The sequence below is a fragment of the Acidithiobacillus sp. AC3 genome (assembly GCF_050261095.1).
Lineage (GTDB): Bacteria > Pseudomonadota > Gammaproteobacteria > Acidithiobacillales > Acidithiobacillaceae > Igneacidithiobacillus > Igneacidithiobacillus copahuensis.
This window is the reverse complement of sequence record NZ_CP189838.1, coordinates 188,435-211,681: the sequence shown is the minus strand read 5'-3', so window position 1 is coordinate 211,681 and position 23,247 is coordinate 188,435. Positions and strand designations below refer to the sequence as shown.

Sequence of the window (23,247 nt, the reverse complement as noted above, 5' to 3'; positions counted from 1 at the left end):
CAATCTATGTACTGACGCAGCCTTGCTGAGGTAGCGTTTTGAAAAATTTTTCCTATTTACAAAGCGTGGTTGGAAGGGCACCGCTAATCTGCGCGACGCCAGCCAGCGTCCTGCGCATATCCAGTTGGCAGGTGTCTGCATATATGCACCTTGCGGACACTTCTCAAGGCCATAAAAAGGTTCTATGCTGACCTCGAGTCCTGCAGCGAAGAAGGAGTCCGTCGTGATACGCAAACGCAGCAAGAGCGCCGAATGTACCCTCCCTCCCCTAGGCATGAATGCCGAGACCCTTTGTCAGGACAGCCAACACTATCTCTTCCGCAGCCTGGGGGTTCCCGTCGCCGAAGCCGCTACCGACAAGATTGCGCGTAGCGTCTACACCGCTCTGGGCATGGCCTTGCGCGATCGCTTGGTAGAGCGCTGGAACCAAAGCGAAGAACGGCGCACCGAAATGCGCGGGAAACGGGCGTTTTACCTGTCCCTGGAATTCCTGCTCGGGCGCAGTCTGAACAATACCCTACTCAACCTTGGACTCGAAGAGGCTGCCGAAACGGCCTTGGCCTCCCAAGGTTGGGAATTGGCCGAGCTGGCCGAAAAAGAGGCCGATGCCGGCCTCGGTAATGGCGGTCTTGGCCGCTTGGCTGCCTGCTTTCTCGACAGTTGCGCAAGTCTCGCTCTACCGGTTACGGGCTATGGCATCCGCTACGCTTATGGCATGTTCCGCCAAGAAATTCACCACGGCGAGCAGGTCGAAGAACCTGACCATTGGCTCAAAAATGGCTACCCCTGGGAAATCAAGCGTCCGGAGCGGGTACGTCGCATCCCCTACGGCGGGCACAGCGAAGTCTATATCGACGCTGCCGGCAAAAATCGCTTTCGTTGGGTAGATACCCATGATGTCCTGGCCGTGCCCTACGACATTCCCATCCCTGGCTATGCCAATGACGTCGTCAACACCCTGCGCCTGTGGCGCGCCGCCGCCACCGACGTCTTCGATCTCGGGGAATTCAACGCGGGGGCCTATCCCGAGGCAGTTGCCGCGAAAAATGCCGCCGAGCATATCAGCATGGTGCTCTACCCTAACGACAGCAGCGAAAACGGCAAGGAATTGCGTCTGCGCCAGCAGTATTTCCTCGCCTCCGCCAGCCTGCAGGATGTCCTAGCTGACTGGGTCGCAAAGCATGGGGAAAAATTCTCCCATTTTGCCGAGCAGCATGTCTTCCAGCTCAACGACACCCATCCCAGCATCTCGGTGGCCGAACTCATGCGTCTGCTGATCGACGAACACGGATTGGATTGGAACGCCGCCTGGAAGATCACCAGCAGCACCATGGCCTACACCAATCATACCCTACTCCCCGAAGCGTTGGAGCGATGGCCGGTGCGTCTCTTTCGCCAGCTCCTGCCGCGCGTGCTGGAGATCATCTACGAGATCAACGCGCGCTTTCTGCGCGAGGTGGCGCGCACCCACCCCGGTGACAGCGGCCTGCTCAGCCGTGTCTCCTTGATCGAAGAAGGCCCGGATCCCATGGTACGTATGGCCAACCTGGCGGTGGTCGGGAGCTTTTCCGTCAATGGTGTTGCCGCCCTGCACACCGAGCTTCTGTGTCGCGAGCTGTTTCACGACTTCTATCAGCTCTGGCCGGAACGCTTCAACAACAAGACCAATGGCGTCACCCCGCGCCGCTGGCTGCAGTCTGCCAACCCCGAGTTATGCAAGCTGATCAGCGGCAAGATCGGCAGCGACTGGCAGCAGGACCTGGCCGGGCTGCAGACACTCTCGCCCTTTGCCGATGACAGTCGGTTTCGCAAGAGCTGGGCCAAGGTCCGCGCCGCCAACAAAGCGGCACTCTTTGACATCATCAGCGAGCAGACTGGGGTGGCCATGATCCCCGGCGCCTTGCTCGACACCCAGGTCAAACGCATTCATGAATACAAACGGCAGTTGCTCAATGCCCTGCATGTGGTGCACCTCTACGACCGCATCAAGCGCGGTGATCTGGAAGGATTCACGCCGCGCAATGTGCTCTTTGCCGGCAAGGCGGCGCCCGGGTATTTCATGGCCAAGCGCATCATTCGCTTCATCAACGAGATCGCCCGTACCATCAACGCCGACCCCGACACCGAAGGCCTCCTGCGCGTGGTGTTTCTGCCCGATTATCGGGTCTCGCTGATGGAAAAGATCTGCACTGCCACCGATCTCTCCGAGCAGATCTCCACCGCTGGTAAGGAGGCATCGGGCACTGGGAACATGAAATTCATGATGAACGGGGCATTGACGATCGGCACCCTGGATGGCGCCAACATCGAGATTCGTGACGCCGTAGGTGCCGAGCACTTTTTTCTCTTTGGCCTGAATGCCGAGGAGGTCGCCCATCTGCGCGCGCAGTATCAGCCGCAGCACTTCATCGATGCCGACCAGGATCTGGAGCGCGTCTTGCAGCTCGTCCGCAGCGGCTATTTCAACCCCTATGATTTTGGCCTCTTCGATTGTCTGCTCGACGCCGTACTCTCGCCTCATGACCCCTGGATGGTGCTAGCCGACTTCAGCAGTTACAAGCAGAAACAGCAGGAGGTGGCAGGACTGTGGCGCGATCAGGATGAATGGCTGCGGTTCAGCATCCGCAATACGGCGGCGAGCGGGATCTTTTCCAGCGATCGTACCATCCGCGAATACAACGCCGATATCTGGCATCTGACGCCCCTGGTAGCGGAGGGCGCCAGTCTTGGCTAGAATCCGCGGGTGTCGGAAAAGTTTGTGAAGGAGTCAGGTGAGTACATCGTCCGTTCGCCCTGTGGTATTGCTCATTCTCGATGGCTGGGGCTATCGCGAGGCGGCGGCAGATAACGCCATTGCGCTGGCTCACACGCCGCACTGGGATAGCTGGTGGAAAACCCACCCGCATGCCCTGCTACAGGCATCCGAGGCTTCGGTCGGTCTGCCCCGCGGGCAGATGGGCAACAGTGAGGTCGGGCACATCAACATCGGTGCCGGTCGGGTCGTCTATCAAGAGTACGAACGGATCAATCGTGCCATCGCCGATGGCAGCTTCTACCAGAATGCCGCACTGGTGCAGGCCGTGGATGCGGCACAGCAACACGGCAAGGCGGTGCACATCCTCGGGCTGCTCTCTCCCGGTGGGGTACACTCCCACGAAGATCACCTGATCGCCGGTTTGCGTCTGGCGCGGGAGCGCGGCGCCGAGCGGGTCTATCTGCATGCCTTTCTCGACGGGCGGGATACCGCCCCCCGTTCGGCGGCGGCCTCCCTGCGGAAAGTAGAAGACGCTTTGGCGCGGGAGGGCGGGTGCCTCGCCACCCTGATCGGTCGCTACTATGCCATGGACCGCGACCACCGCTGGGACCGCGTGCAAAAGGCCTATGATCTCATCACCCAGGGCCTTGGCACGGAATATCCGAGTGCCGAAGCCGCCCTGGAGGCGGCCTATACCCAAGTGGAAAGCGACGAGTTCGTGCCTGCAGCGCGGATCGGACCCGCGGCGCGGATAGAGGACGGCGATAGCATCGTCTTTCTCAATTTTCGTTCTGATCGCGCCCGCCAGATCACCCGCGCCTTTGTCGAGCCGGACTTCTCCGGCTTCCCGCGTGCGGTCGTGCCGAAACTCTCGGCCTTCGTCACCCTGACAGAGTACAGCGAGCAGCTTCCCGTGCAGGTAGCCTTTCCACCGAGCCGTCTGCGCAATACCTTTGGAGAGTGGATTTCCCGCTTTGGGATGCGGCAACTGCGCATCGCCGAGACCGAGAAATATGCCCACGTGACGTTCTTTTTCAACGGTGGCGAAGAGCAGGTTTTTGAAGGGGAAGATCGCGTTCTCATTCCCTCGCCCAGCGTCGCTACCTATGATCTGCAGCCGGAAATGAGTGTTCGGGATCTAGCAGATCGCCTGATTGCCGAGGTGCAGGCTGGTCAGCATGATGTCATCATCTGCAACATTGCCAACCCCGACATGGTCGGACACAGCGGCAAACTGGAGGCCGCCAAGGCTGCGGTGGAGGCCGTAGATCAAGCCCTGGGCCGTATCGTGCCGGCAGTGCGGGCACGCGGCGGCGAGGTGCTGATCACCGCGGATCATGGCAATGTTGAACAAATGCTCGACCCGGAGACCGGCCAGGCACACACTGCGCATACCTGTAACCCTGTGCCCCTGCTCTATATTGGCCGCTCCGCCCGCCTGCAGGAAAGCGGCGCGCTGGAGGATCTCGCCCCCACGCTACTACAGCTGCTCGGCCTGCCTAAGGCCCCGGAAATGAGCGGGAAAAGTCTCATCGAGCATACGTGAAGGATCTGACCCCTACTGCCGTCCTGCTGGGCAGCGCCCTTTTCTGGGTAGGCATCGGCGCCGCCCAGGCGAGCAATCTGCCGCAGAAAATTCACGAGAACAAGGCCCGCCTGGAGTCCATCCACCAGAATGTTTCGGCGCTGCAGGCGCGGTTGGCGGATAAGCAGAAAACCCAGGCAGAGCTCCGTAGCGAGATCGCCCAACTCGACCAGCGTATCCAATCCACCCAACACCAGCTGCAAGGCATTCAGCAGCAGCGCCAGCAAACACAACAGGAAATCAGCAAACTGCAAGGTCAAATTGACAAGCTGCAACAAGAATTGCAAACGCAGAAAAAAATCCTCGCCGAGCAGTTGCGCGCCGCCTACATGTTGGGTGGGGAAACCCCACTCGCGGTCTGGCTGCAAACGGAAAAGCCGGCCGAAATCGGGCGCCTCAGCGTCTACTATCAGGCCTTGGCCAAGGCGCGTCTAGAATTGATCGCGAAGACGCAGACAACGGGCAAAGAGATCATCAAGACGCAGGAGCGGAAAAAGCAACAAGAGTCCCATCTCGCGCAACTGGCAGGGCAGACGCAACATCAGGAAACCACCCTGGAGGCCCAACGGAATCAGCATGCCACACTGGAAGAACAACTGGTGAAGCGCATTGCCGCCGATCAGGCCAAGATTGCCAATCTGCAGGCCAACGCCAATATTCTGAACGGCTTGGTGCAGCGGCTCTCGGTGCAGTACGCGCAGCAACTGGCAGCGGAAAGGGCGGCGGCCGAGGCTGCGGCACGCAAACGCGCGGCCGAACGTCTGGCGGCAGAGCGGCGGGCGGCAGAACAAGCCGCGGCCCGTGCGGCTGCAGAACGGCGGGCTGCCGCGCGCGCCGCGGCGCAGGAGCGTGCCCGGATCGCGGCGCAAGCCGCCGCCGAGCAAAAACGTGCCGAACAGCTGCAGAAAGAGCTGCATCAGCCACCCCCGCCAACGCCGGTGCAGGCTCCGCCAATTGCGACGGTTCCGCCGGCCACGCCCAGTATTGCCCCGCCAACCAACAGCGCCGTGGGTCACGGCAGCTTCCCTCCTCCCGTCAGTGCGCCGGTGCGCCATCTCTTTGGCACGCCGCGGGTACAAGGCGGGCCGAACTGGCAGGGGATTACCTTTGCCGCGCCAGCGAGCACGCCAGTACACGCCATCGCCCCGGGCATGGTCCTATACGCCGGTCCGTTGCGTGGTTATGGCGAGATCGTCATTGTCCAACAAGCCAATCTCGTTCTGGCCATTTACGGGCACCTGGCCAAGCCGGCCGTGCAGGTCGGTCAGAAGCTGCAAACCAGTAGCCTGGTAGGGACGGTCGGCAGCGGCGGTGAGATGGGCGATGACGGCCTCTATCTCGAGATCCGCAGCCAGGGTCACCCGGTCAACCCATTGAATTTCATTCGCTAGCAGTGCAAGGTTCTGGAGCCATGATGACGACGCGCATTCTGCAAATCTGTATACCCGTCCTGACCATCGTGGTCCTGGCTCTGGGTCCGGTTCCTGCCCGGGCAGAAGAGAGTCAGACCATTCCCCTCCAGGAAATCCAGACCTTCAGCCAGGTGTTTGCGCTGATCAAATCGGACTACGTCGACCCTAGCTCCGACCAGAAACTGATGCAAGGGGCCATCGCCGGTATGGTGCATGCCCTGGATCCACATTCCGCCTATCTCACTCCCAAGGAATGGAAACAGATGCAGGTCTTCACCGATGGCCGCTTTGGTGGCGTGGGCATCGAGATCACCCCGGATCATGGGCTCCTGCGGGTGGTCACTCCCATCGACGGCACCCCCGCCGCGCGGGCAGGGATTCATGCTGGCGATCTCATCATCAAGATCAATGGCAAAGCGGTGGAGGGTCTGGGTCTGCAGAAGGCGGTGGACGAGATGCGTGGCAAGCCGGGTAGCCAGGTCAGTCTCACCCTGCTGCGACCGCACAGCAGCGTCCCCCTGCAGGTCACCCTGACGCGCGCCATCATCAAGGTACAGAGTGTGCGCTACCAGATGATCGCCCCCGACTACGGCTATCTGCGCATCAGCCAGTTCCAGGATAACACCGGCAATGCCGTGCAGGCGGCCGTCAAAGAGCTTGAAAAGGATGCCGATGGCAAACTGAAGGGACTCATTCTCGATTTGCGCAATAACCCGGGTGGGGTACTGCAGGCGGGAGTGGAAACCGCCGACACCTTCCTGAATCAGGGGCTGATCGTCTATACCAAGGGCCGCACCGGGAGCAGTGACATGCGCTTTCGCGCCCATGGTCCCGACCTGCTGCATGGTGCCCCCGTGATCGTATTGATCAACGGGGGTACAGCCTCCGCTGCGGAAATCGTGACCGGCGCCCTTAAGGATGATGGCCGCGCTTTGGTGCTCGGTAGTCGCAGCTTTGGCAAGGGTTCCGTGCAGTCCGTCATTCGCCTGGATAACGGTGGCGCACTCAAACTGACCACGGCGCTGTACTACACGCCAGCGGGCTGCTCCATTCAGGGGCAAGGAATCGTCCCCAACGTTGCCATCGTCCCCAGCAACCCGGAAGAGCGACAGATCGATGCCGCTTTGCTCAAGGAATCGGAATTGGAGGGAATGCTCGAGGCGCCGGACCAGTGTCAGAAAGTGCAGCCACAGTTCGAGATTGCGGAGCCGACACCGCCCGCCACCAACCAGCAAAAGCAGACGCCGTCCGAGGGTCCGGATCTGGCCACCGATTTTGTGCTGCGCAAGGCCCTGGAGATTCTGCAGGGCAATGCCGTGGAGGTGATGCAGGATGGAAAGTCGGTAAAAAAAGTCGTCCCGTTACCGATCTATCCCAGTCGGGATAAAAATGCCGACGCCAGGGTCAAAGCTGCCTGAGTGAGAATGCAGGGGGAGAAGGTGGCGCCAGTACCGAAAGTAGTCATTCCGATTGCCGATGGTTGCGAGGAGATGGAGGTGGTAATTTGCGCCGACATTCTGCGCCGCGCCGGCGCGGAGGTCTGTCTGGCCGGAGTGGATGGCACGCGTGCGGTCACCGCCTCCCGGGGCGTGCGCCTCCTGCCGGATTGCAGTTGGAGCGAATGTGCCGATGCGCCAATGGATCTGCTACTGCTCCCCGGCGGAGCGGGTGGGGTGGAGCGCCTGCGGCAATCCACCAGCTTGCGCAACAAAATCATCGAGCGTAGCGCCGGTGCTGAGAGAGTCGCGGCCATTTGTGCGGCTCCCTCTTTGCTTGCCGAGCTGGACGTACTGCGCAACAAAAAAGTGACCAGTTATCCCGGCGCCCTCGATCCGCAGAGCACAGACTATCAATTTCAGACTGCGACCGTCGTTGTCGATGGTTCGCTTACCAGTTCCCGCGGTCCGGGGACCGCGATGGACTTCGCTCTCGACCTCGTCGTCCAGCTCTTTGGCCGGGAACGGGGAATGGCGGTGGAAACGGCCTTGCAAAGGCCACCGGTTTACCTTTGATCTGTCCCCATGGATAATGCTTCGTCTCAATCAAACTGAAGGAAAACGCATGAAACTTCGCGCAGTTGTTCTCGCCGGCATGGTCGGTGCTTTTTCTCTGCCCGTCTTCGCTGCGCCAGCGGCTACCGTCAATGGTCATGCCATCGACAACAGCCAGGTGCAGGAAATCATGAGCATGAGCCCGGACCTCGCGAAAGAGCCCAATGCTCGCGAGCAGGTCATTCAGAATCTGGTCAACATGGAAGTGCTCTCGCAGTATGCGGATCAGCACGGCCTAGCCCAGTCCGCAGCGGTGCAGGAACGCCTGGGCCTGGCCAAGCGGCAGATCCTGGCGGACGCCGCGGTCGAATCCTATGTCAAGGCCCATCCCGTTTCCCAGGCCGACGTTCAGAACGCCTACGACAAATTCGTCGCGGCCATGGGCAAGAAAGAATATGAAGTGCGCCATATCCTGGTGAAGACCAAGGCTGAGGCGGACAAGATCATGGCCGATCTGAAGTCAGGCCAGAAGTTCGCCAAGCTTGCCGAAAAGTACTCCATCGACAAGGGTAGTGCCGCACACGGTGGCGAGCTCGGCTGGATCGTTCCCGGCATGGTGGTACCACCCTTCGCGCAGGCTGTGGAAACGGCGCCCATCGACAAGCCCGTCGGCCCGGTACAGACCCAATTTGGTTACCACATCATCGAAGTGCAGGCTACCCGACCGGTCACCCCGCCTTCCTTGAGCTCCATGCAGGACCGTATCAAGGCCCAGCTGCAGCAGCAGGAGGCCGCCAAGTTCGTATCGGATCTGCGGAGCAAGGCTACCATCAACATCACCAAGTAATTTCTCGTTACTCTGGCGCTGCAAGGGCCGAAGGGGTTTCTCTTCGGCCCTTTGCCTTGCCTGGAGCCGGATCAGGCGCCACAATGAATGGAGAGAGTTTTTGGGAGTATTGGTGTGGCAACGCGAAGAAATCCTCAGCAACCTGTCCTGGAGCGGCAAACCCAGATCCGCGAGCCGCGCCTGTATCGGGTCTGTCTGCTCAACGATGACTTCACTCCCATGGACTATGTAGTACGCATCCTCGAAGAATACTTTCACAAGAGCCACGAAGACGCCCTCCAGATCATGATGGAGGTGCACAATCAAGGCAAAGGCATCTGTGGGGTCTACCCCTTTGATCTCGCGGAAACCAAGGTCACCCTGGTCACGGCTGATGCCCGTCAGCATCAGCATCCCTTGCGCTGTACCATGGAAAAGGAGTGAGCGATGATCGACAAGCCCTTGGAACAGTCCATCAATCAGGCATTTCAGACGGCGCGCGAATTTGGGCATGAGTATGCCTCGGTCGAGCATCTGCTGCTGGCCTTGCTCGACAACCCGGCCAGCCAAGAGGTGCTGGATGCCTGTGGCGCCGACCGCAAGCGCCTCGGGCGCGAGCTCAGAGGATTCCTGAGCAAGAAAATTCCCTCCCTGGGACAGGCCGGCACCGTCAACAGTCAGCCCTCCATCGGCTTTCAGCGGGTGATTCAGCGTGCTTTATATCACGTGCAGTCGGCCGGCAAGGATGCCGTCACCGGTGCCAATGTGCTGGTCGCTCTCTTCGCTGAGCGGGAATCCCATGCAGTGTATTTTCTGCAGAAGGAACATGTATCGCGGATGGATGTGGTTACCTACCTTGCCCACGGGCATCCGCGCGACGATAGCCAGGAAGAAGGTGAAGAACCAGAAACCGAGAAAGAGCAGAACAAGTCTGGCAAGGATCCGCTGTCTGCGTATACGCGCAATCTCAACGCCCTGGCCCGGGCTGGACGCATCGATCCGCTCATTGGTCGCGCCCATGAATTGGAGCGCGCATTGCAGATTCTTGCCCGCAGACGCAAGAACAACCCGCTCTTCGTGGGTGAGCCCGGGGTCGGCAAGACGGCCATCGTCGAAGGTTTGGCACGTGCCATCGTCTACGGCAACGTGCCGGAAATTCTGGAAAACGCCACCATCTATGCCCTCGATATGGGTGCCCTGATCGCCGGCTCCCGCTATCGTGGCGACTTCGAGGAGCGCCTCAAGGCAGTGCTCAAGGCCCTACAACGACAGCCCAAGGCCATCCTCTTCATTGACGAGATCCACACTATCGTCGGTGCCGGTGCCGTTTCCGGGGGGGCCATGGATGCCTCCAACCTGCTCAAACCCGCTCTGGCGGCAGGGGAGCTGAAGTGTATCGGCGCTACCACTTACCAGGAGTTCCGTCAGCATTTTGAGAAAGACCGCGCCCTCAGTCGCCGCTTTCAGAAGATCGACGTGCCCGAGCCGAGCCCGGATGAGGCGGTCGAGGTGCTCCGTGGACTCAAACGGCACTTCGAGAATCATCACCACCTGCGCTATACCGACGCCGCCTTGCGTGCAGCCGTGGAATTGTCCATCAAGCATATCCACGACCGGCACCTGCCCGACAAGGCCATCGACGTCATCGATGAGGTTGGCGCCGCCCAGGCCCTGCTCCCGCCGTCGCGGCGCAAGAAGAGCATCGGCGTTCATGACATTGAGGAGATGGTGGCCAAAATGGCACGTATCCCGGGCAAGTCCGTCTCTCTCGACGACCGCACGGCACTGAAGAACCTCGAACGCGACCTGGGGCTGGTGATCTTTGGTCAGGATCGTGCCATCCGCGAGCTGAGCGCGGCCATCAAGCTCTCCCGCGCGGGGCTGCGGCACGCCGAGAAACCGATTGGTGCCTTCCTCTTCTCCGGCCCCACGGGCGTCGGCAAAACCGAGCTGACCCGGCAGCTGGCACAGCTTTTGGGTATTCCGTTGCTGCGCTTTGATATGAGCGAGTATATGGAGCGGCATAGCGTGTCGCGCCTCATTGGCGCACCGCCTGGCTATGTGGGCTACGATCAGTCTGGTCTGCTCAGCGATGCGATTTTGAAGCAGCCGCATGCCGTTCTGCTCCTCGATGAAATCGAAAAGGCGCACCCGGATATCTTCAACGTGCTCCTGCAGGTCATGGATCATGGCAAACTCACCGATGCCAGCGGCCGGCAAGTGGATTTCCGCCAGGTGATTCTGGTCATGACCACCAATGCTGGCGCTGAGGAACAGGGAAAGGCAGCGATCGGCTTCGTCCAGAAGGCGAACGAAACCGGCAAGGAAATGGAGAGCATTCGGCGGATCTTCGCGCCCGAATTCCGCAACCGCCTCGACGCCATCGTGCCCTTCTCCCCCCTGGCGCGGGAGGACATTCTGCACGTGGTCGACAAGCTGCTCATGGAACTGGATGAACAGCTCCTGCAGAAGGGATATAGCCTGGAGGTCAGCAGCGAGCTGCGCGACTGGCTAGCGAAGAAGGGCTACGATCCGCTTATGGGTGCGCGGCCAATGGCGCGGCTGATTCAGGAGGAACTGAAAAAACCGCTGGCGGAACACATCCTCTTTGGCGATCTCCCCAAGGGCACGCAGATCAGTGCAACCCTGGAAGGAGACAAGGTCGTCCTGCGTCTCCCCGAGACCGCTCCCGTCTAACGCTGGCGGCGCCAGTAAGGCGCCAGCAGGCGGGCTTCCGGTACCTCTTCGAGAATGGCGGCGGGGATTTCCACGGTCAGGCCAGGACGTGCGCGGATACTCACCCAAAGCAGATTCATGCGCAGGTTGAGGTCGGCAAAGACCACCCAATTCTGGTAGCGCTGCAAGACGCCGCCCACCAGACGCAGGGTGCGCAATTGCCGCTCGCTGCTGTGGCGCCGCAAACCGGGGAAGATCATACGAAAGTCGGCAAGCAGGTGGCCGTACTCATCGCGGCTCGGGACCCTCTGCCACAACGGCCCGTCGGCCTCCAGCCGGCCCCAGGACAAGGCAGCAGGCAGAGCAGCGGAAGCCGGGACTAGGAAGGTACCGGCCTGCGCGCAAGGCTTATCCCGGGAAGCGGGCAACGTCCTTTTGGATGATTTCACGGGCGGCTTCGACACCGGACCAATCCTTGAGTTTTACCCATTTGCCGGGCTCGAGATCCTTATAGTGCTCAAAGAAATGCCGCACCTGATCGAGTAGGGACTGCGGCAGATCCTTGACGTCCCTGATCGCCTCATAACCGGGTGCGATCTTGGCATGGGGCACGGCAATCACCTTCATATCCAGGCCTTTCTCATCTTCCATCGTCAACACGCCTACCGGACGGGCACGCAGGACCGTGCCGGGCGCCACCGGCTGCGGGGAAACGACCAACACATCCGTGGGATCGCCATCATCCGACAGGGTATTGGGGATGAAGCCATAGTTCAGCGGATAGTGCATGGCGGTAAAGAGAAAACGATCGACAAAGACGGCTTCCGAAGCCTTGTCGACCTCATACTTGATGCTGGAGCCTTGCGGAATCTCGATGACGACGTTGATGTCATCGGGGACGGCCTTGCCGGCGGGGATTTCCTTCAACTTCATGCAGAACACTCCTCCTGGGTGGAAAATGCGGCCCGCACGCGGGCCAGATCCGCGGGGGTATCGACCCCAATCGGCGGAACAACATCGCTACAGCATACCCGAATTCGGTATCCGCGTTCGAGTATCCGCAGTTGCTCCAACGACTCCAGCTCTTCCAGGGCCGAACGCGGCCAGCGTGCATACTCCTGCAGAAAGCCAGCACGATAGGCATAGAGACCAAGGTGGCGCCAATGCTGGCCTGCGGGCAATTCGGCGCCTTCGGTCAACGGATAGCGATCACGTTCCCAGGGAATGGGAGCCCGGGAGAAATACAAGGCATCCTTGGCGGCGTTCAGCACCACCTTGACGGCGTGGGGATCGACCAGTTCTTCCCAGTGGGTCAGGGGCACCGCTGCGGTGGCGACCAGCAGAGCCGGATCTTCGGCAAGGGCGGCAGCCACCGCATGCATCAGTGTCGCCGGCATTTGCGGTTCATCGCCCTGCAGGTTGACGATGATTTCGTCCGCTGGCAATCCGAGAATCTGAACCGCCTCGGCCAGGCGCTCGCTACCGCAACTGTGACGCGAGTCGGTCTGTACCGCCTCGCCGCCATGTGCGCGCACTGCCGCCAGGATCTGCTCGTCGTCTGCCGCTACCACCACGCGTCCCGCACCACTGGTCAAGGCACAACGCCGCACCCTCTCGATCATGGGCAGTCCGCCAATGGGCAGGAGCATTTTTCCCGGAAGGCGGGAAGACGCCATGCGCGCCGGAATGAGAACGGTAAAACTCACTTGCTTTCGCCATCCAACGGCTCCGCATCTTCCAGCAGGAGGACCGGAATGCCATCGCGGACCGGAAAGCGCAACCTGCAGCGACTGCAGCAGAGGGCGCTCTGCTCTGCGCAAGGCAGGAGGGGGCCTTTACAGGCCGGACAGGCGAGCAGATCGAGTAAACGGCGATCGATTTTCACTGTGGACTCCTCCAGGTAGCCAGCCGCTGATCGAGCCAGTGGCTGAAGGATGGCTCCCAATGGATACCGATCTCCAGCACCCAAATCTCTGGGAGACCAGCCAACTGCATGCATTTTACGGCATCCTTACTGGTTATGACGAGGGGCGCGCTTATATTTACCAGATCCTGCTGGCGAAAGACGTGATGGTCGGGGAAGGAATGCAGGGTTACCTGCGCTCCCAAGACCTCCAGCGTGCGTTGGAAACGCTCCGGACGGGCAATGCCGGTAACCGCATGGACGTGGCGATTGCGCAACGCCTGCAGTGGCAGTTCCTGCACGGGATCGTGCAGGGGCACCAGGCGCGTAGCCTGCTGCTCGAAGCGAAAACAGGGCGGAGCGATACCCACGAGGTCTGCACTGCCAGCGGCGGCAGGATCGCAGAGCAGGGCATCGGCGGCCTGCAGAGCCGTTTTCGCCTCGCGCAGGGGACCGGACGGCAGGCAACGCCCGTTACCCAGGGGTCTTTCCCCTTGCAGCAGGAGGAGGGAGAGACTGGGTTGCAGGGCAAGATGCTGAAAACCATCATCGAGAACGACGATGTCGTGCCCAGCATTGGCGGCAGCCAAGATGCCGGCATGGCGGCGGCGACTGAGAAAGACCGGAGCTACGCTGCGCAGCAGCAGGGGCTCGTCGCCGGCACGGACGGGAGAATCGTCCGGAAGCACGGCATAGGGCTCCTGCGGTGGGTGCGCGCCATAGCCGCGGCTGATAGCGGCTGGATGCCAGGAGTGGCTTTGCAGGTAGCGGAGCAAAGCCATCGTCATCGGAGTTTTCGCGCTCCCTCCCACGTTGAGATTGCCCACAACGATGCTCGGCAAGGCTCCGGGCAGACGCCTCGCCCGGGCGCGCCGCCGCGCTGCCAAGGCGCAATAGATGGCACCTAAGGGGCGTAGGAGATAGGCACCGACGCCACCGGCGTACCACTGCCGCTCCAGCTCCTGGCGCCAGCTCAGCAAACCGGGCTTACCAATCGAAGACCCGCTGCAAGAACTCCGGCAAGCGCTCCCCGGCCACGCGACGCTCCTGCCAGAAATAGCGCCGATAGGCATCGGCCTCTTCCCGCGCCGCAATGGGCTCCGCCAACACCGACGCCCAGTGCTGCAGCACTGCGGCGGGCTGGGCCAATTGGCGCGGCTCGACGGTCAGGGTGCTGGGCAGTGCCCATTGCAGGCCCAAGCCCTGACTGAGAGGGCGCCCACCGGCAAAGATCTGCCATAACTGCATATTCCCGACAGCGAGGAGATGCACAGCGTCACAGGCAGCCGCCAGGGCGGGGTGCCAGCGCGCTTCGTCCACCCGCAGAATACTGCCGACCTCCACCGGCTCTCGTCGCCACGTGGACAAGACTGGCAGACTCGCTGCTGCACCAACACCTTCGAGAAAAAGCAGGCCACGCCGGCGCAGAGGGGAATTCTGCCAGGCGGCTATCCAGGTAGGCCAGTCTCTGGCCTGTAAACCCGTCACCCAAAACAAGGCATCGCCCTGGCTGCCCAGGATCAGATTGCGAAAATTGGGTTCCACCTGCGCTACCGTCACCAGCGTGAGGAAATCCACTGGCTCCTGCAAACCAACATCACGGGCGAGGGACTCCCACTGCTGATATTGCCGCTGACTGCGTGGGTAAACGGCCTCCCAGGGAGTGAGGCCGACAGCCCCCGTGGGTGGGGCGGCGATCGCCAAGGCAGGGGTACTCTTCTCTCCGAGCAATCTCGCCAGGGTGGGACTGGGCACCCGCCCCAAACCCAGATAGCGCAGGGGACGCAGACGCTCTAGGGTGGTAGCCAGGGCACGGGGATGGGCGCAGGGGCCAAACCCATAGCCCAGACGCTCGATGCCCGCCGTGCTCTCCGGGAACAGCGTCGCATCTTCCCGTTCGAAGGTCAGGATCATGCGCAGATCGCGGCGTTTGTCACTGATCGCCCGACAGAGCTCGACGCCCAGCCGCAGATCGTCATGTCCGCTGCCGCCCTGTAACCACAACACGGGACCGCGATCCCCGGGGAGCTTCAGCCCCCCCAAGCGGGCGTTGGCCTGGGCCAGACGTCCCGTCCGAGCGTCCTGCCAGCTCGCCCAGCGGGCACGCCAATAACTGGCTCCGTAATAACTCATCCCTGCCATCCTTCTTCCACCCGCTCCATCCTGCGGTCCGCCCGCTGCCGCTGGGCCCGCATCTCGTCCTCCAGCTTCTGTTGCAGAGCGAGCATCTCGGACGGAGAGGCGTCGGCCGCAATGTACATCGGCTCTCCCCAAAGCACCACGGCGCGACTACCGGGCAGGGGGAAGAGAAAGTGATCCCAACTCGCAAAGCGACGTCCCCAGCGCGCCGAAAAGGTGACCGGAACAACCGGAAGCCCGGTCCAACGCGCCAGCTCCAGCACCCCCGCCTGCAATTGCTCGCGGGGCCCGCGTGGGCCATCCGGGGTGATCGCCAGATCGTAGCCTTCCCGCGCCGCCCGCAGCATCCCCTTGGCCCCCTTCAAGGCGCCACGCCGACTGGACCCGCGCACAGCTTCATAGCCCCAGTGCGACATCACCTGGGCGATCAGTTCGCCGTCGCGATGCTCGCTGATCAAAATTTTCACTCTTCGCCCGCCTATCCGCTGGTAGGCCGCCGGAATCAGGGCGAGACGCCCATGCCAGAAAGCCAGAATGATGGGCTGCCCGGATTCGCGCAATGCACGAATGCGATCGGCGCCCTCTTCCTGCCAGCGCAAACTCTGGGCAACCCCTCGTAGCACCAAGGCAGCCAGCGCGGCGGCACGGGACTGCCAGCGCCCTGCCAGGCGCACGGCTCAGCGTCCCGCCGGACTCAGGGTCGCGAAACTGATGCGCGTCAATCCCGCCGCCTGGGCCGCATCGAGAACGTCGATCACATACTGCTGAGTGGCGTCCTTGTCGGCACGCAAGACGATGACACGCTCCGGATCCTCGGCGGCCAGGGCCTTGAGGCGGGCCAGCAGATCGCTCATCGGCAAGCCATGGCCGTCGATGGCCACTTGCCCCGTCGCACTCAGGTCGATGGTGATGGGGGTTTTGGGTTCGCCCTTGGCGGCTTGCTGCGCCTTGGGTAACTGCATCGAGATGTGACTGTGCTGCACAAAGCTCGTGGTGACCATGAAAAAGAGCAGCAGCACCAGGACGATGTCGACCATGGAGATCACGTTGATCTCCGGCTCCTCATTCCTTCCACCCCGCGAGCGAAAATTCATGATTTTCCGCCTGCCAGCAAGTTGACCAGTTTCAAGACATCCTTCTCGGTAGCCAGCACCAGTACCTCCACACGCCCGCGGAAATAGCGATAAAAGAGCAGACTGGGGATGGCGACGATCAGGCCCGCCGCAGTGGTGATCAACGCCTCGGCAATGCCGCCCGCCAGGGCCTTGGGATCGCCCATACCCACCGCACCAATGGCAGCAAAGGCATGCATGATGCCAAAGACGGTACCGAGCAGGCCGAGCAGCGGCGCGACACCGGCAATACTGCCCAGGAAGTTCAGGTAGCGATCGAGATGCGCCATTTCGTGGCGCCCGGCGTCCTCGACGGCCTCTTTGATGGCGTCTCGTGGCTGCCCCACCTGCTGCAGGGCAACCAGAAGAATACGTGCCAGGGGCGTGTCGTTTTCATAGAGCTGCTTGACGACTTGCGGCAGTTTCCCCGCTTCCACCATGTCGGCAACCCGCTCGACCAGACCCTGCGGCACAACCCGCGCCCGCCGCAGCACCCAAAAGCGATTACCGACGATAGCCAGGGCCAGAATCGCGGCCAAAATGAGGATGGGCAGCACAAAACCGCCCAGGCTGAACAACTCTACGAGATCTCGCACGCAACACTCCCGCCAGATAACTTACGGGGAGCGACTATAGCATAAGCACCAGATTTGCCGAGAACCTTTCTGTTACGCCTGGTGAGCAAGAGCGGGGATCACGCCAACTCCCAGTACGGACGGGGACGCGCGGCCTGTGGCAGATGCAAGCTGCCGCCTTGCCAATGCCAGGGCGGCCCGGGGTCTTCGCCAAGATAGCGGATACTGGCATAGGGGTACTGGTGCAGCAGGGCATGGCGTTGCCAGACATCCCAGGTATAGGGTGCAAAAATCAGCTTGGGGGCAATGGCGAAATGCGCGGCAAAAAAACGTTTTTCCGTTGCCTCGTCCATATCCCCCAAAATCAATACCCGCCCGGCATCGAGGCTGAGCACGCAAGGCTGCACTGGGGCGAAGTGCAGGACTCGGCCACCGGGGATGACACCTTCGGCACACGCACCTAGGGGTCGATCGGCGGCCCCCAGGCGATTGCCAAGCGGAATCAGGCTCTCTGTAGCAGCCGGCAAGGGCTGCGGCAGGCTCAGATCACCAAGCACCCAAACGCGCAGACGACTCTGTCCAGATTTCTGCAACTGCGCTGCGAGCAGTGGTGTCAGGGCTCGCTGATCCGGGCGATGCCAGAGGTTGGCGGTGTAGAGTCCCGTCTCCCGGCCGGAGTGCCAGAACAACGCCATTCCCTTGCCCACTGGCAGCTCTTCCAGGCGGAAGCCATCCGGCACCGGCCCCGGCGCCAGGAGGGGTACAAAACCGAGATAGGCCAGATTCCGTCCCGGCCAATAGCGCGGCAGCAGGAGCAACGCAAAGAGTATGGCGCTGGCGAGTGCCGCCCAGAAGCGCCCCGGCGTCACCGTCAGCAGGGCCCAGGGCCAATGGCGCAGCCAGTCGAGCAAGGCGGTTACGGCCTGCATTTCCAGGGCTACGAGGCGAAAGAGCAGGCGGTAACCCAATTCCCAGTCCAGCAGCGAGAAGGCTGCGCCGAGCAAGGCCAAGGGCACGGCGAGTAGCTCGATCAGCGGTATCACCAGCAGATTGGCCAGCGGCGAGATCAGCGAGATGCTGCCAAAGAGAAAGGCAAGCAGCGGCAGCAGCAGGATCGAGACTCGCCACTGCGCCGCCAGGGCCTGGCGCCACTGGCCTTCCTCCATGCCCAGACTGATCAGCACCGCCACCGCCAGGATCGACAGCCAGTAGCCCAGATCGATGACCTGCCCCGGATCGAGCACGGCCATCATCGCCGCGCTGAAGGCAAGGCCGGACCACGCCGCATGGCGGCGGCCCAGCAAAGCTGCCACGCTGGCGGCGGTAATCATCCAGGCAGCGCGCTCCCCCGGACTTTGCATGCCCGTCAAGTAAGCATAGGTCCAGGCTACCGGGATGGCCGCCAGGAGCGCCGCCTGCTGCGCTGGCCAACGGCGGACGAGGGCCGGAACACGGCGCCAGAGGGAGCGCCAGAGCCAGAGAAAAAAGCCGGTGATGACGGCCACATGGGAACCGGAAATCACCAACAGGTGAGCGGTACCGGTATCCCGGTAGATCTGCCAAACGCTTGGGGGAAGCTGGTTGCCGATACCCACCGTCAGGGCCTGCACGTAGCCCGCCCAAACCCGCGGCAGGGCGGCGTTACTGGCCTGGGCCACGCGGCTGCGCCATTGTGCGAGCAGGTCCAGAGGATGCCAGGAAGAGGCTGGCAGGGGCGTGGCGGAGACAATCTTGCCCGCACCCAGCAAACCCTGCCAGAAACGCTGTCGTGGCAGATCGACAAAGGCGCTGTGGCGCAGGGTCTGCAGCGATTCCGATCGGATTTCCAGGCGCCAGCGTTGGCCGGTGACCGGGGCTTCGGGTAGGGCTCCGTGCAGCTCGATGAGAGAAGGTATACGCGCCATCAGCGCCGCCGGCTCGCTACGCTCCGGCACCAGATGCAGACGCCACTGACCGCGCTGCTCCTGCGGGATATCCGCAATTCGCCCGGTAATAGTCAGCGATTGTCCGGCGGGAAGGACTCTTTCGAGCAAGTGCCGCGCCTGTAGTCCAGCAATCAGAAAGGCCAAGGCGACGGCTGCGGGCAACAGCGCCTGATGCCAGCGCCAGCCCAAGAGGAGAAAAAGCAGTAGCGCCAGGCCGACTGGTAGTTGTGCTGGCAGAACGGTAAAGCTCTGAAAGAGAATCACCCCGACCAGCAACGCCAGCGACACGGCGAGCAGCCCTGGCCAGGATTTGGACCAGCGCGCGAGACTCGCTAGACTAAGCCCTCTTTGTCCCGACAGGATTCCCTTTGCGCCTGCCCGCATTTCTTCGCCTCCCGAGCCGTGAGGAAATCCTCCGCAAACGCCCTCTGGGGCGTTTTACGCACTATCTGACTCACAGTGCCTACTGGCAACTGAAGCGCAGTAATCTGGCGAGAGCGGGCGCGTTGGGTACCTTTATCGGCACCCTTCCCTATTTTGGGCACGAGCTCACGATTCTCATTCTGTGTCTGGTCTTGCACCGCTGGCGGCGCATCGACGTCAATGTGCCCCTGGCGATGCTCCTGCCCTTCATCGTCACCGGCCCGCTCACCATCGTCGAGGTATTCTACGCTTCCTACCAGCTCGGCTACTGGCTTCTGCAGCAGGTGCACCTGGCCCCGGCCATCACCATCCATTATGCCGACATCCAGCGCCTGGTGCATGGCAACATGGGATTGCTGTCCATGGGAGACCGTCTGTGGCATGCCTACTGGGTCACCTGGATCGGCAGCATTCCCTTTGGTGCCACTCTCGCTGCCATCGTTTACGTCGGCATCCTGCTTGGCTGGCGCGGATGGGTCAACTGGCGCCTGTTTCGTCGCCGGCAAAACCGCAACTAGAGAGCAGCGCTGTCCTGTAGAGTACCATCGCGCAAGTGCAGCACGCGCGCCATACGTTCCGCCAGGGCGGGCTCATGGGTGACTACTACCATAGCCGTTCCCAGCTCAGCATTGAGATCGAGCATCAGCGCGTGCACCGCCTCGGCAGCGCTGCGGTCGAGATTCCCCGTGGGTTCGTCGGCAAGGAGCAAGGCTGGGCGGGTCACCAGGGCACGGGCCAGGGCCACGCGTTGGCGTTCACCACCGGAGAGCATCCCCGGCTTGTGCTGATAGCGTTGCCCCAATCCCACCCGATCAAGCAGTTCCTTGGCCCAGGGCTCGCCTGCGGCCCGCTTCTCTCGGCGGATAAGCAAGGGCAGTAGCACATTCTCCAGGGCAGTAAACTCCGGCAACAGGCGATGCAGCTGATAGACGAAACCGATGCTCCGATTGCGCAGGCGACTGCGCTCCGCCTCCCCCAGGCGGTAGAGATCCTGCCCCAACACCCGCACAATGCCATCACTGGGGCGTTCCAGGCCGCCCATCAGATGCATCAGCGTACTTTTGCCCTGTCCCGAGGCGCCGACGATGCCCAGACGTTCGCCGCGGCGCAGCTCCAGATTGACGTCGCGCAGCACCTCCAAGCGTCCCGCGCCGAAGCTGTAGCCATGACGCAGGTGTTCCACCTGCAAGACGAGATCACTCATAGCGCAACGCCTCTGCCGGATCGACGCGGGAGGCGCGCCAGGACGGATACAGGGTCGCCAGCCAGCTCATCAGCAGCGCGGCGATGGCCACATGCACCACGTCTGCCGGCTCCAGGCGGGAAGGCAACTGACTGATGGAATAGACCTCGGGCGAGAGAAACTGCACGTGGAAGAGCTGCTCGATGAAGGGCACGATGGTCGGGATGTTCAGCGCCAGCAACACGCCACCGAGCACCCCGAGGGCCGTGCCAAAGAGGCCGATGATTACCCCCTGCACCATGAAGATCAGCATGATGCTGCGTGGCCGCGCGCCCAGGGTGCGCAGAATGGCGATATCCGGTTCTTTATCGGTCACCACCATCACCAGGGTAGCAACGATATTGAAGGCCGCCACGGCAATGATCAGCGACAGGATAACGAACATCACCAGCTTTTCCATGGCCAGGGCCTTGAAGAAGTTCTCGTGGGTCTGGGTCCAGTCCTGCACGTAAAAAGCGGGCCCCAGGATCTTTTGCAAACGCGCCGCAAAGACGGGGGCAGCAAAGGGATTCTGCAATTGCAGGCGCAGGCCGGTCACCCCGGAGCCCAGGTTGTAGAGCGCCTGGGCGTCAGGGAGGCTGATGTAAGCCATACCGCTGTCGTAGGCGTAGATGCCCACAGAGAAGAGCCCAACGACGGTGAACTGGCGCAGGGTCGGCGTCACCCCCAGGGGCGTAACGCCCCCCTTGGGCGAAATCAGGGTCACCTTGCTACCGATGGTCGCGCCCAGTTGGCGGGCCAGGGCACTGCCCAAGACGATCCCCCAGGGCTGTTTCTGCAAGGCATCGAGGCTTCCCGCCTGCATATCTTGCGCCAAACGGTTCACCCGTCCTTCCAGCTGCGGATCGATACCCTCCACTAAGGCCCCACTCACCAGCCCGTCGTGGGAGAGCATGGCCTGGGCCTGGACGTAGGGCGCCACTCCGGTCACCCCTTGTACTTGCGAGAGATTTTTTTCCGACTCGCGCCAGTCAAGCACTGGCACCCCGTTGCCCTGCACGATGACGTCCGAGGTGACGGCCAGGATGCGGCTACGCAGGGTATGATCAAAGCCGTTCATCACTGCCATCACGGTGATCAGGGCGGCTACCCCGATCACCATGCCCAGAATGGCCGTACCGGTAATGAAGGAAATGAAATGGTTGCGCCGTTTGGCGCGGGTGTAGCGCAGGCCCACCCAGAGTTCGAAAGGGCTCATGCCTGCTCGGGCCGCAAATGGGGAAAGAGGATAACCTCGCGGATGCTGGGCTGGTCGGCCAGGAGCATCACCAGGCGGTCGATGCCCATGCCCACCCCGGCAGTGGGCGGCATGCCATACTCCAGCGCACGGATATAGTCGTGATCGTAGAACATCGCCTCGTCGTCACCGGCCTCCTTGGCCAGGACCTGGGCCTGAAAGCGCTCGGCCTGATCTTCCGGATCGTTGAGCTCGGAGAACCCGTTGGCCAGTTCGCGCCCGGCAATGAAGAGCTCGAAGCGGTCGGTGACTTCGGGATCGGCGTCATTGGCGCGCGCCAAGGGGCTGACTTCCGTTGGGTATTCAATGATGAAGGTGGGCTGTTGCAGTTGCGTTTCCACGGTCTTTTCGAAGATCTCGATGAGGCGCTTTCCCCAGCCCCAGCCCGCCTGCACCGGCATCCCCAGTTCCTGCAATTTTGCCGCCAGGACTTCGGGATCGCGCAGATTCTTTGCGCGCAGATCCGGGTTGTAGGCCCGCACGGCCTCGGCCACGCTCAAGCGCGCGAAGGCGCTCCCCAGGTCGATCTCCTGCCCCTGATAGACGATCTTCGTCTGCCCCAATGCGGCCTGTGCTGCTGCACGAATCAGCTGCTCCGTGCGATCCATGGCGATGTGATAATCGGCATAGGCCTCGTACCATTCGAGCATGGTGAACTCGGGATTGTGGCGGGTGGAGATGCCCTCGTTGCGGAAATTGCGATTGATCTCAAAGACGCGTTCGACACCGCCGACCACCAGCCGCTTCAGATAGAGCTCGGGGGCGATACGCAGATAGAGGGTCATATCGAGGGCATGGTGGTGGGTGACGAAGGGCTTGGCCGTCGCGCCACCAGGGATCGGCTGCATCATCGGCGTCTCGACCTCAGTAAAGCGCGCCGCCGAGAGCCCCTGACGCAACGCCGCCACCGTCGCCGAACGGATCTGGAAGGTGCGCCGCGCCTGCTCGGTAACGATGAGGTCCACGTAGCGCTGGCGAAAGCGGGTTTCGGCATCGCTCAGACCATGCCATTTTTCGGGCAGAGGGCGCAGGGCCTTGGCCAGCAACTGCAGGAAATGCACGCGCAGGCTCAACTCGCCCGCCTTGGTGCGGAACAGCGTCCCCTCGACCCCGATCACGTCGCCCAGATCGAGTTCCTTGAACTGCGCGTAGGCACCCTCGCCCAGCTCATCGCGGCTGAGAAAGAGCTGCAGGCGGCCGCTGCCATCCTGGAGATCGGCAAAGCTCGCCTTGCCCATCACCCGCCGCGTCATCAGGCGTCCACCCAGGCGGGCGCTGATCGGCTCCTGCTCGAGCGCTGCGGCGTCCATATCGGCACAGCGCCGTTGCAGATCGCCGGCCTCGGCATCGCGCCGGAAGGCATTGGGATAGGCGCGGCCACCCTCGCGCCAGCGCTGCAGCTTCTCCCAGCGCACCTGCATCTGATCGTTCCGCTCTTCCATGCC

General features: G+C 61.9%; 22 protein-coding genes. 9 read left to right on the top strand and 13 right to left on the bottom strand.

The genetic code is table 11. The annotated features are described in order from the left end of the window. The first annotated feature begins 223 nt into the window (after positions 1-223). From ACQAYK_RS00970 to clpA, 8 genes are all read left to right on the top strand, one after another. Positions 224-2,734 (top strand): glycogen/starch/alpha-glucan phosphorylase, encoded by a 2,511-nt coding sequence (locus ACQAYK_RS00970; RefSeq protein ID WP_483167741.1) that lies wholly within the window; start codon positions 224-226, stop codon positions 2,732-2,734. Between the two features lie 37 nt (positions 2,735-2,771). Beyond that, the gene (gene gpmI, locus ACQAYK_RS00965; protein WP_215872634.1) at positions 2,772-4,301 is read left to right on the top strand and encodes a 2,3-bisphosphoglycerate-independent phosphoglycerate mutase; all 1,530 of its coding nucleotides are present in this window, start codon (positions 2,772-2,774) and stop codon (positions 4,299-4,301) included. After that, positions 4,298-5,731 carry a murein hydrolase activator EnvC family protein gene (locus ACQAYK_RS00960; RefSeq protein ID WP_255789967.1) on the top strand — a complete coding sequence of 478 codons (1,434 nt, stop codon included), beginning with the start codon at positions 4,298-4,300 and terminating at the stop codon, positions 5,729-5,731. The genes gpmI and ACQAYK_RS00960 overlap by 4 nt, the downstream gene beginning before the upstream one ends. Positions 5,732-5,751: 20 nt before the next feature. Continuing rightward, positions 5,752-7,170 carry a S41 family peptidase gene (locus ACQAYK_RS00955; RefSeq protein WP_215872633.1) on the top strand — a complete coding sequence of 473 codons (1,419 nt, stop codon included), beginning with the start codon at positions 5,752-5,754 and terminating at the stop codon, positions 7,168-7,170. Between the two features lie 21 nt (positions 7,171-7,191). Then, positions 7,192-7,764, top strand: a complete 573-nt coding sequence (locus ACQAYK_RS00950) for a DJ-1 family glyoxalase III (protein WP_255789964.1) — start codon at positions 7,192-7,194, stop codon at positions 7,762-7,764. 49 nt (positions 7,765-7,813) lie between these two features. After that, positions 7,814-8,590 carry a peptidylprolyl isomerase gene (locus ACQAYK_RS00945; protein WP_215872632.1) on the top strand — a complete coding sequence of 259 codons (777 nt, stop codon included), beginning with the start codon at positions 7,814-7,816 and terminating at the stop codon, positions 8,588-8,590. Positions 8,591-8,704: 114 nt separating this feature from the next. Next, the gene (gene clpS, locus ACQAYK_RS00940) at positions 8,705-9,013 is read left to right on the top strand and encodes an ATP-dependent Clp protease adapter ClpS (RefSeq protein WP_215872631.1); all 309 of its coding nucleotides are present in this window, start codon (positions 8,705-8,707) and stop codon (positions 9,011-9,013) included. 3 nt (positions 9,014-9,016) lie between these two features. After that, complete coding sequence (gene clpA, locus ACQAYK_RS00935) at positions 9,017-11,266, top strand: ATP-dependent Clp protease ATP-binding subunit ClpA (protein ID WP_215872630.1); 2,250 nt, start codon at positions 9,017-9,019, stop codon at positions 11,264-11,266. On the opposite strand, the gene ACQAYK_RS00930 is transcribed toward clpA, so the two are convergent. The 10 genes from ACQAYK_RS00930 to ACQAYK_RS00885 form a co-directional block, all read right to left on the bottom strand. Next, positions 11,263-11,562, bottom strand: a complete 300-nt coding sequence (locus ACQAYK_RS00930) for a hypothetical protein (protein ID WP_226827336.1) — start codon at positions 11,560-11,562, stop codon at positions 11,263-11,265. The genes clpA and ACQAYK_RS00930 overlap by 4 nt on opposite strands. Before the next feature lie 91 nt (positions 11,563-11,653). Then, positions 11,654-12,178 carry an inorganic diphosphatase gene (gene ppa, locus ACQAYK_RS00925; protein WP_215872629.1) on the bottom strand — a complete coding sequence of 175 codons (525 nt, stop codon included), beginning with the start codon at positions 12,176-12,178 and terminating at the stop codon, positions 11,654-11,656. Further along, the gene (gene kdsB, locus ACQAYK_RS00920; RefSeq protein WP_215872628.1) at positions 12,175-12,951 is read right to left on the bottom strand and encodes a 3-deoxy-manno-octulosonate cytidylyltransferase; all 777 of its coding nucleotides are present in this window, start codon (positions 12,949-12,951) and stop codon (positions 12,175-12,177) included. The genes ppa and kdsB overlap by 4 nt, the downstream gene beginning before the upstream one ends. Continuing rightward, the gene (locus ACQAYK_RS00915; protein WP_438266990.1) at positions 12,948-13,130 is read right to left on the bottom strand and encodes a Trm112 family protein; all 183 of its coding nucleotides are present in this window, start codon (positions 13,128-13,130) and stop codon (positions 12,948-12,950) included. The genes kdsB and ACQAYK_RS00915 overlap by 4 nt, the downstream gene beginning before the upstream one ends. Next, positions 13,127-14,128 carry a tetraacyldisaccharide 4'-kinase gene (lpxK, locus tag ACQAYK_RS00910; protein WP_226827334.1) on the bottom strand — a complete coding sequence of 334 codons (1,002 nt, stop codon included), beginning with the start codon at positions 14,126-14,128 and terminating at the stop codon, positions 13,127-13,129. Before lpxK ends, ACQAYK_RS00915 begins: the two co-directional genes overlap by 4 nt. Before the next feature lie 7 nt (positions 14,129-14,135). Continuing rightward, positions 14,136-15,281, bottom strand: coding sequence for a hypothetical protein (locus tag ACQAYK_RS00905; protein ID WP_215872627.1), 1,146 nt, complete (start codon positions 15,279-15,281; stop codon positions 14,136-14,138). Further along, positions 15,278-15,961, bottom strand: coding sequence for a lysophospholipid acyltransferase family protein (locus tag ACQAYK_RS00900; RefSeq protein WP_215872626.1), 684 nt, complete (start codon positions 15,959-15,961; stop codon positions 15,278-15,280). Before ACQAYK_RS00900 ends, ACQAYK_RS00905 begins: the two co-directional genes overlap by 4 nt. Before the next feature lie 3 nt (positions 15,962-15,964). Next, positions 15,965-16,381 (bottom strand): ExbD/TolR family protein, encoded by a 417-nt coding sequence (locus ACQAYK_RS00895; RefSeq protein ID WP_215872625.1) that lies wholly within the window; start codon positions 16,379-16,381, stop codon positions 15,965-15,967. After that, the gene (locus tag ACQAYK_RS00890; RefSeq protein WP_215872624.1) at positions 16,378-16,995 is read right to left on the bottom strand and encodes a MotA/TolQ/ExbB proton channel family protein; all 618 of its coding nucleotides are present in this window, start codon (positions 16,993-16,995) and stop codon (positions 16,378-16,380) included. Before ACQAYK_RS00890 ends, ACQAYK_RS00895 begins: the two co-directional genes overlap by 4 nt. Before the next feature lie 98 nt (positions 16,996-17,093). Continuing rightward, complete coding sequence (locus ACQAYK_RS00885) at positions 17,094-19,283, bottom strand: ComEC/Rec2 family competence protein (protein WP_483167740.1); 2,190 nt, start codon at positions 19,281-19,283, stop codon at positions 17,094-17,096. On the opposite strand from ACQAYK_RS00885, the gene ACQAYK_RS00880 reads away from it, so the two are divergent. Continuing rightward, a complete protein-coding gene (locus tag ACQAYK_RS00880; RefSeq protein ID WP_215872622.1) occupies positions 19,268-19,840 on the top strand; it encodes a DUF2062 domain-containing protein in 573 nt (190 codons plus the stop codon). The two genes, ACQAYK_RS00885 and ACQAYK_RS00880, sit on opposite strands and share 16 nt — an antisense overlap. On the opposite strand, the gene ACQAYK_RS00875 is transcribed toward ACQAYK_RS00880, so the two are convergent. The 3 genes from ACQAYK_RS00875 to lysS are packed head-to-tail and all read right to left on the bottom strand — an operon-like array spanning position 19,837 to position 23,244. Next, positions 19,837-20,526 (bottom strand): ABC transporter ATP-binding protein, encoded by a 690-nt coding sequence (locus ACQAYK_RS00875; RefSeq protein ID WP_215872621.1) that lies wholly within the window; start codon positions 20,524-20,526, stop codon positions 19,837-19,839. The genes ACQAYK_RS00880 and ACQAYK_RS00875 overlap by 4 nt on opposite strands. Beyond that, positions 20,519-21,763, bottom strand: a complete 1,245-nt coding sequence (locus ACQAYK_RS00870; protein WP_215872620.1) for a lipoprotein-releasing ABC transporter permease subunit — start codon at positions 21,761-21,763, stop codon at positions 20,519-20,521. Before ACQAYK_RS00870 ends, ACQAYK_RS00875 begins: the two co-directional genes overlap by 8 nt. Further along, positions 21,760-23,244: a lysine--tRNA ligase gene (lysS, locus tag ACQAYK_RS00865; RefSeq protein ID WP_215872619.1), complete on the bottom strand. Its 1,485-nt coding sequence runs from the start codon at positions 23,242-23,244 to the stop codon at positions 21,760-21,762. Before lysS ends, ACQAYK_RS00870 begins: the two co-directional genes overlap by 4 nt. Positions 23,245-23,247 lie beyond the last annotated feature (3 nt).

What these genes read in the sequence shown, in the direction of transcription:
- ACQAYK_RS00955 (WP_215872633.1), top strand. Translation starts at nt 5,752, where the DNA reads ATGATGACGACGCGCATTCTGCAAATCTGTATACCCGTCCTGACCATC.
- ACQAYK_RS00945 (WP_215872632.1), top strand. Translation starts at nt 7,814, where the DNA reads ATGAAACTTCGCGCAGTTGTTCTCGCCGGCATGGTCGGTGCTTTTTCT.
- clpA (WP_215872630.1), top strand. Translation starts at nt 9,017, where the DNA reads ATGATCGACAAGCCCTTGGAACAGTCCATCAATCAGGCATTTCAGACG.
- ppa (WP_215872629.1), bottom strand. Translation starts at nt 12,178, where the DNA reads ATGAAGTTGAAGGAAATCCCCGCCGGCAAGGCCGTCCCCGATGACATC.
- ACQAYK_RS00905 (WP_215872627.1), bottom strand. Translation starts at nt 15,281, where the DNA reads ATGAGTTATTACGGAGCCAGTTATTGGCGTGCCCGCTGGGCGAGCTGG.
- ACQAYK_RS00895 (WP_215872625.1), bottom strand. Translation starts at nt 16,381, where the DNA reads ATGAATTTTCGCTCGCGGGGTGGAAGGAATGAGGAGCCGGAGATCAAC.
- ACQAYK_RS00885 (WP_483167740.1), bottom strand. Translation starts at nt 19,283, where the DNA reads ATGCGGGCAGGCGCAAAGGGAATCCTGTCGGGACAAAGAGGGCTTAGT.
- ACQAYK_RS00875 (WP_215872621.1), bottom strand. Translation starts at nt 20,526, where the DNA reads ATGAGTGATCTCGTCTTGCAGGTGGAACACCTGCGTCATGGCTACAGC.
- ACQAYK_RS00870 (WP_215872620.1), bottom strand. Translation starts at nt 21,763, where the DNA reads ATGAGCCCTTTCGAACTCTGGGTGGGCCTGCGCTACACCCGCGCCAAA.
- lysS (WP_215872619.1), bottom strand. Translation starts at nt 23,244, where the DNA reads ATGGAAGAGCGGAACGATCAGATGCAGGTGCGCTGGGAGAAGCTGCAG.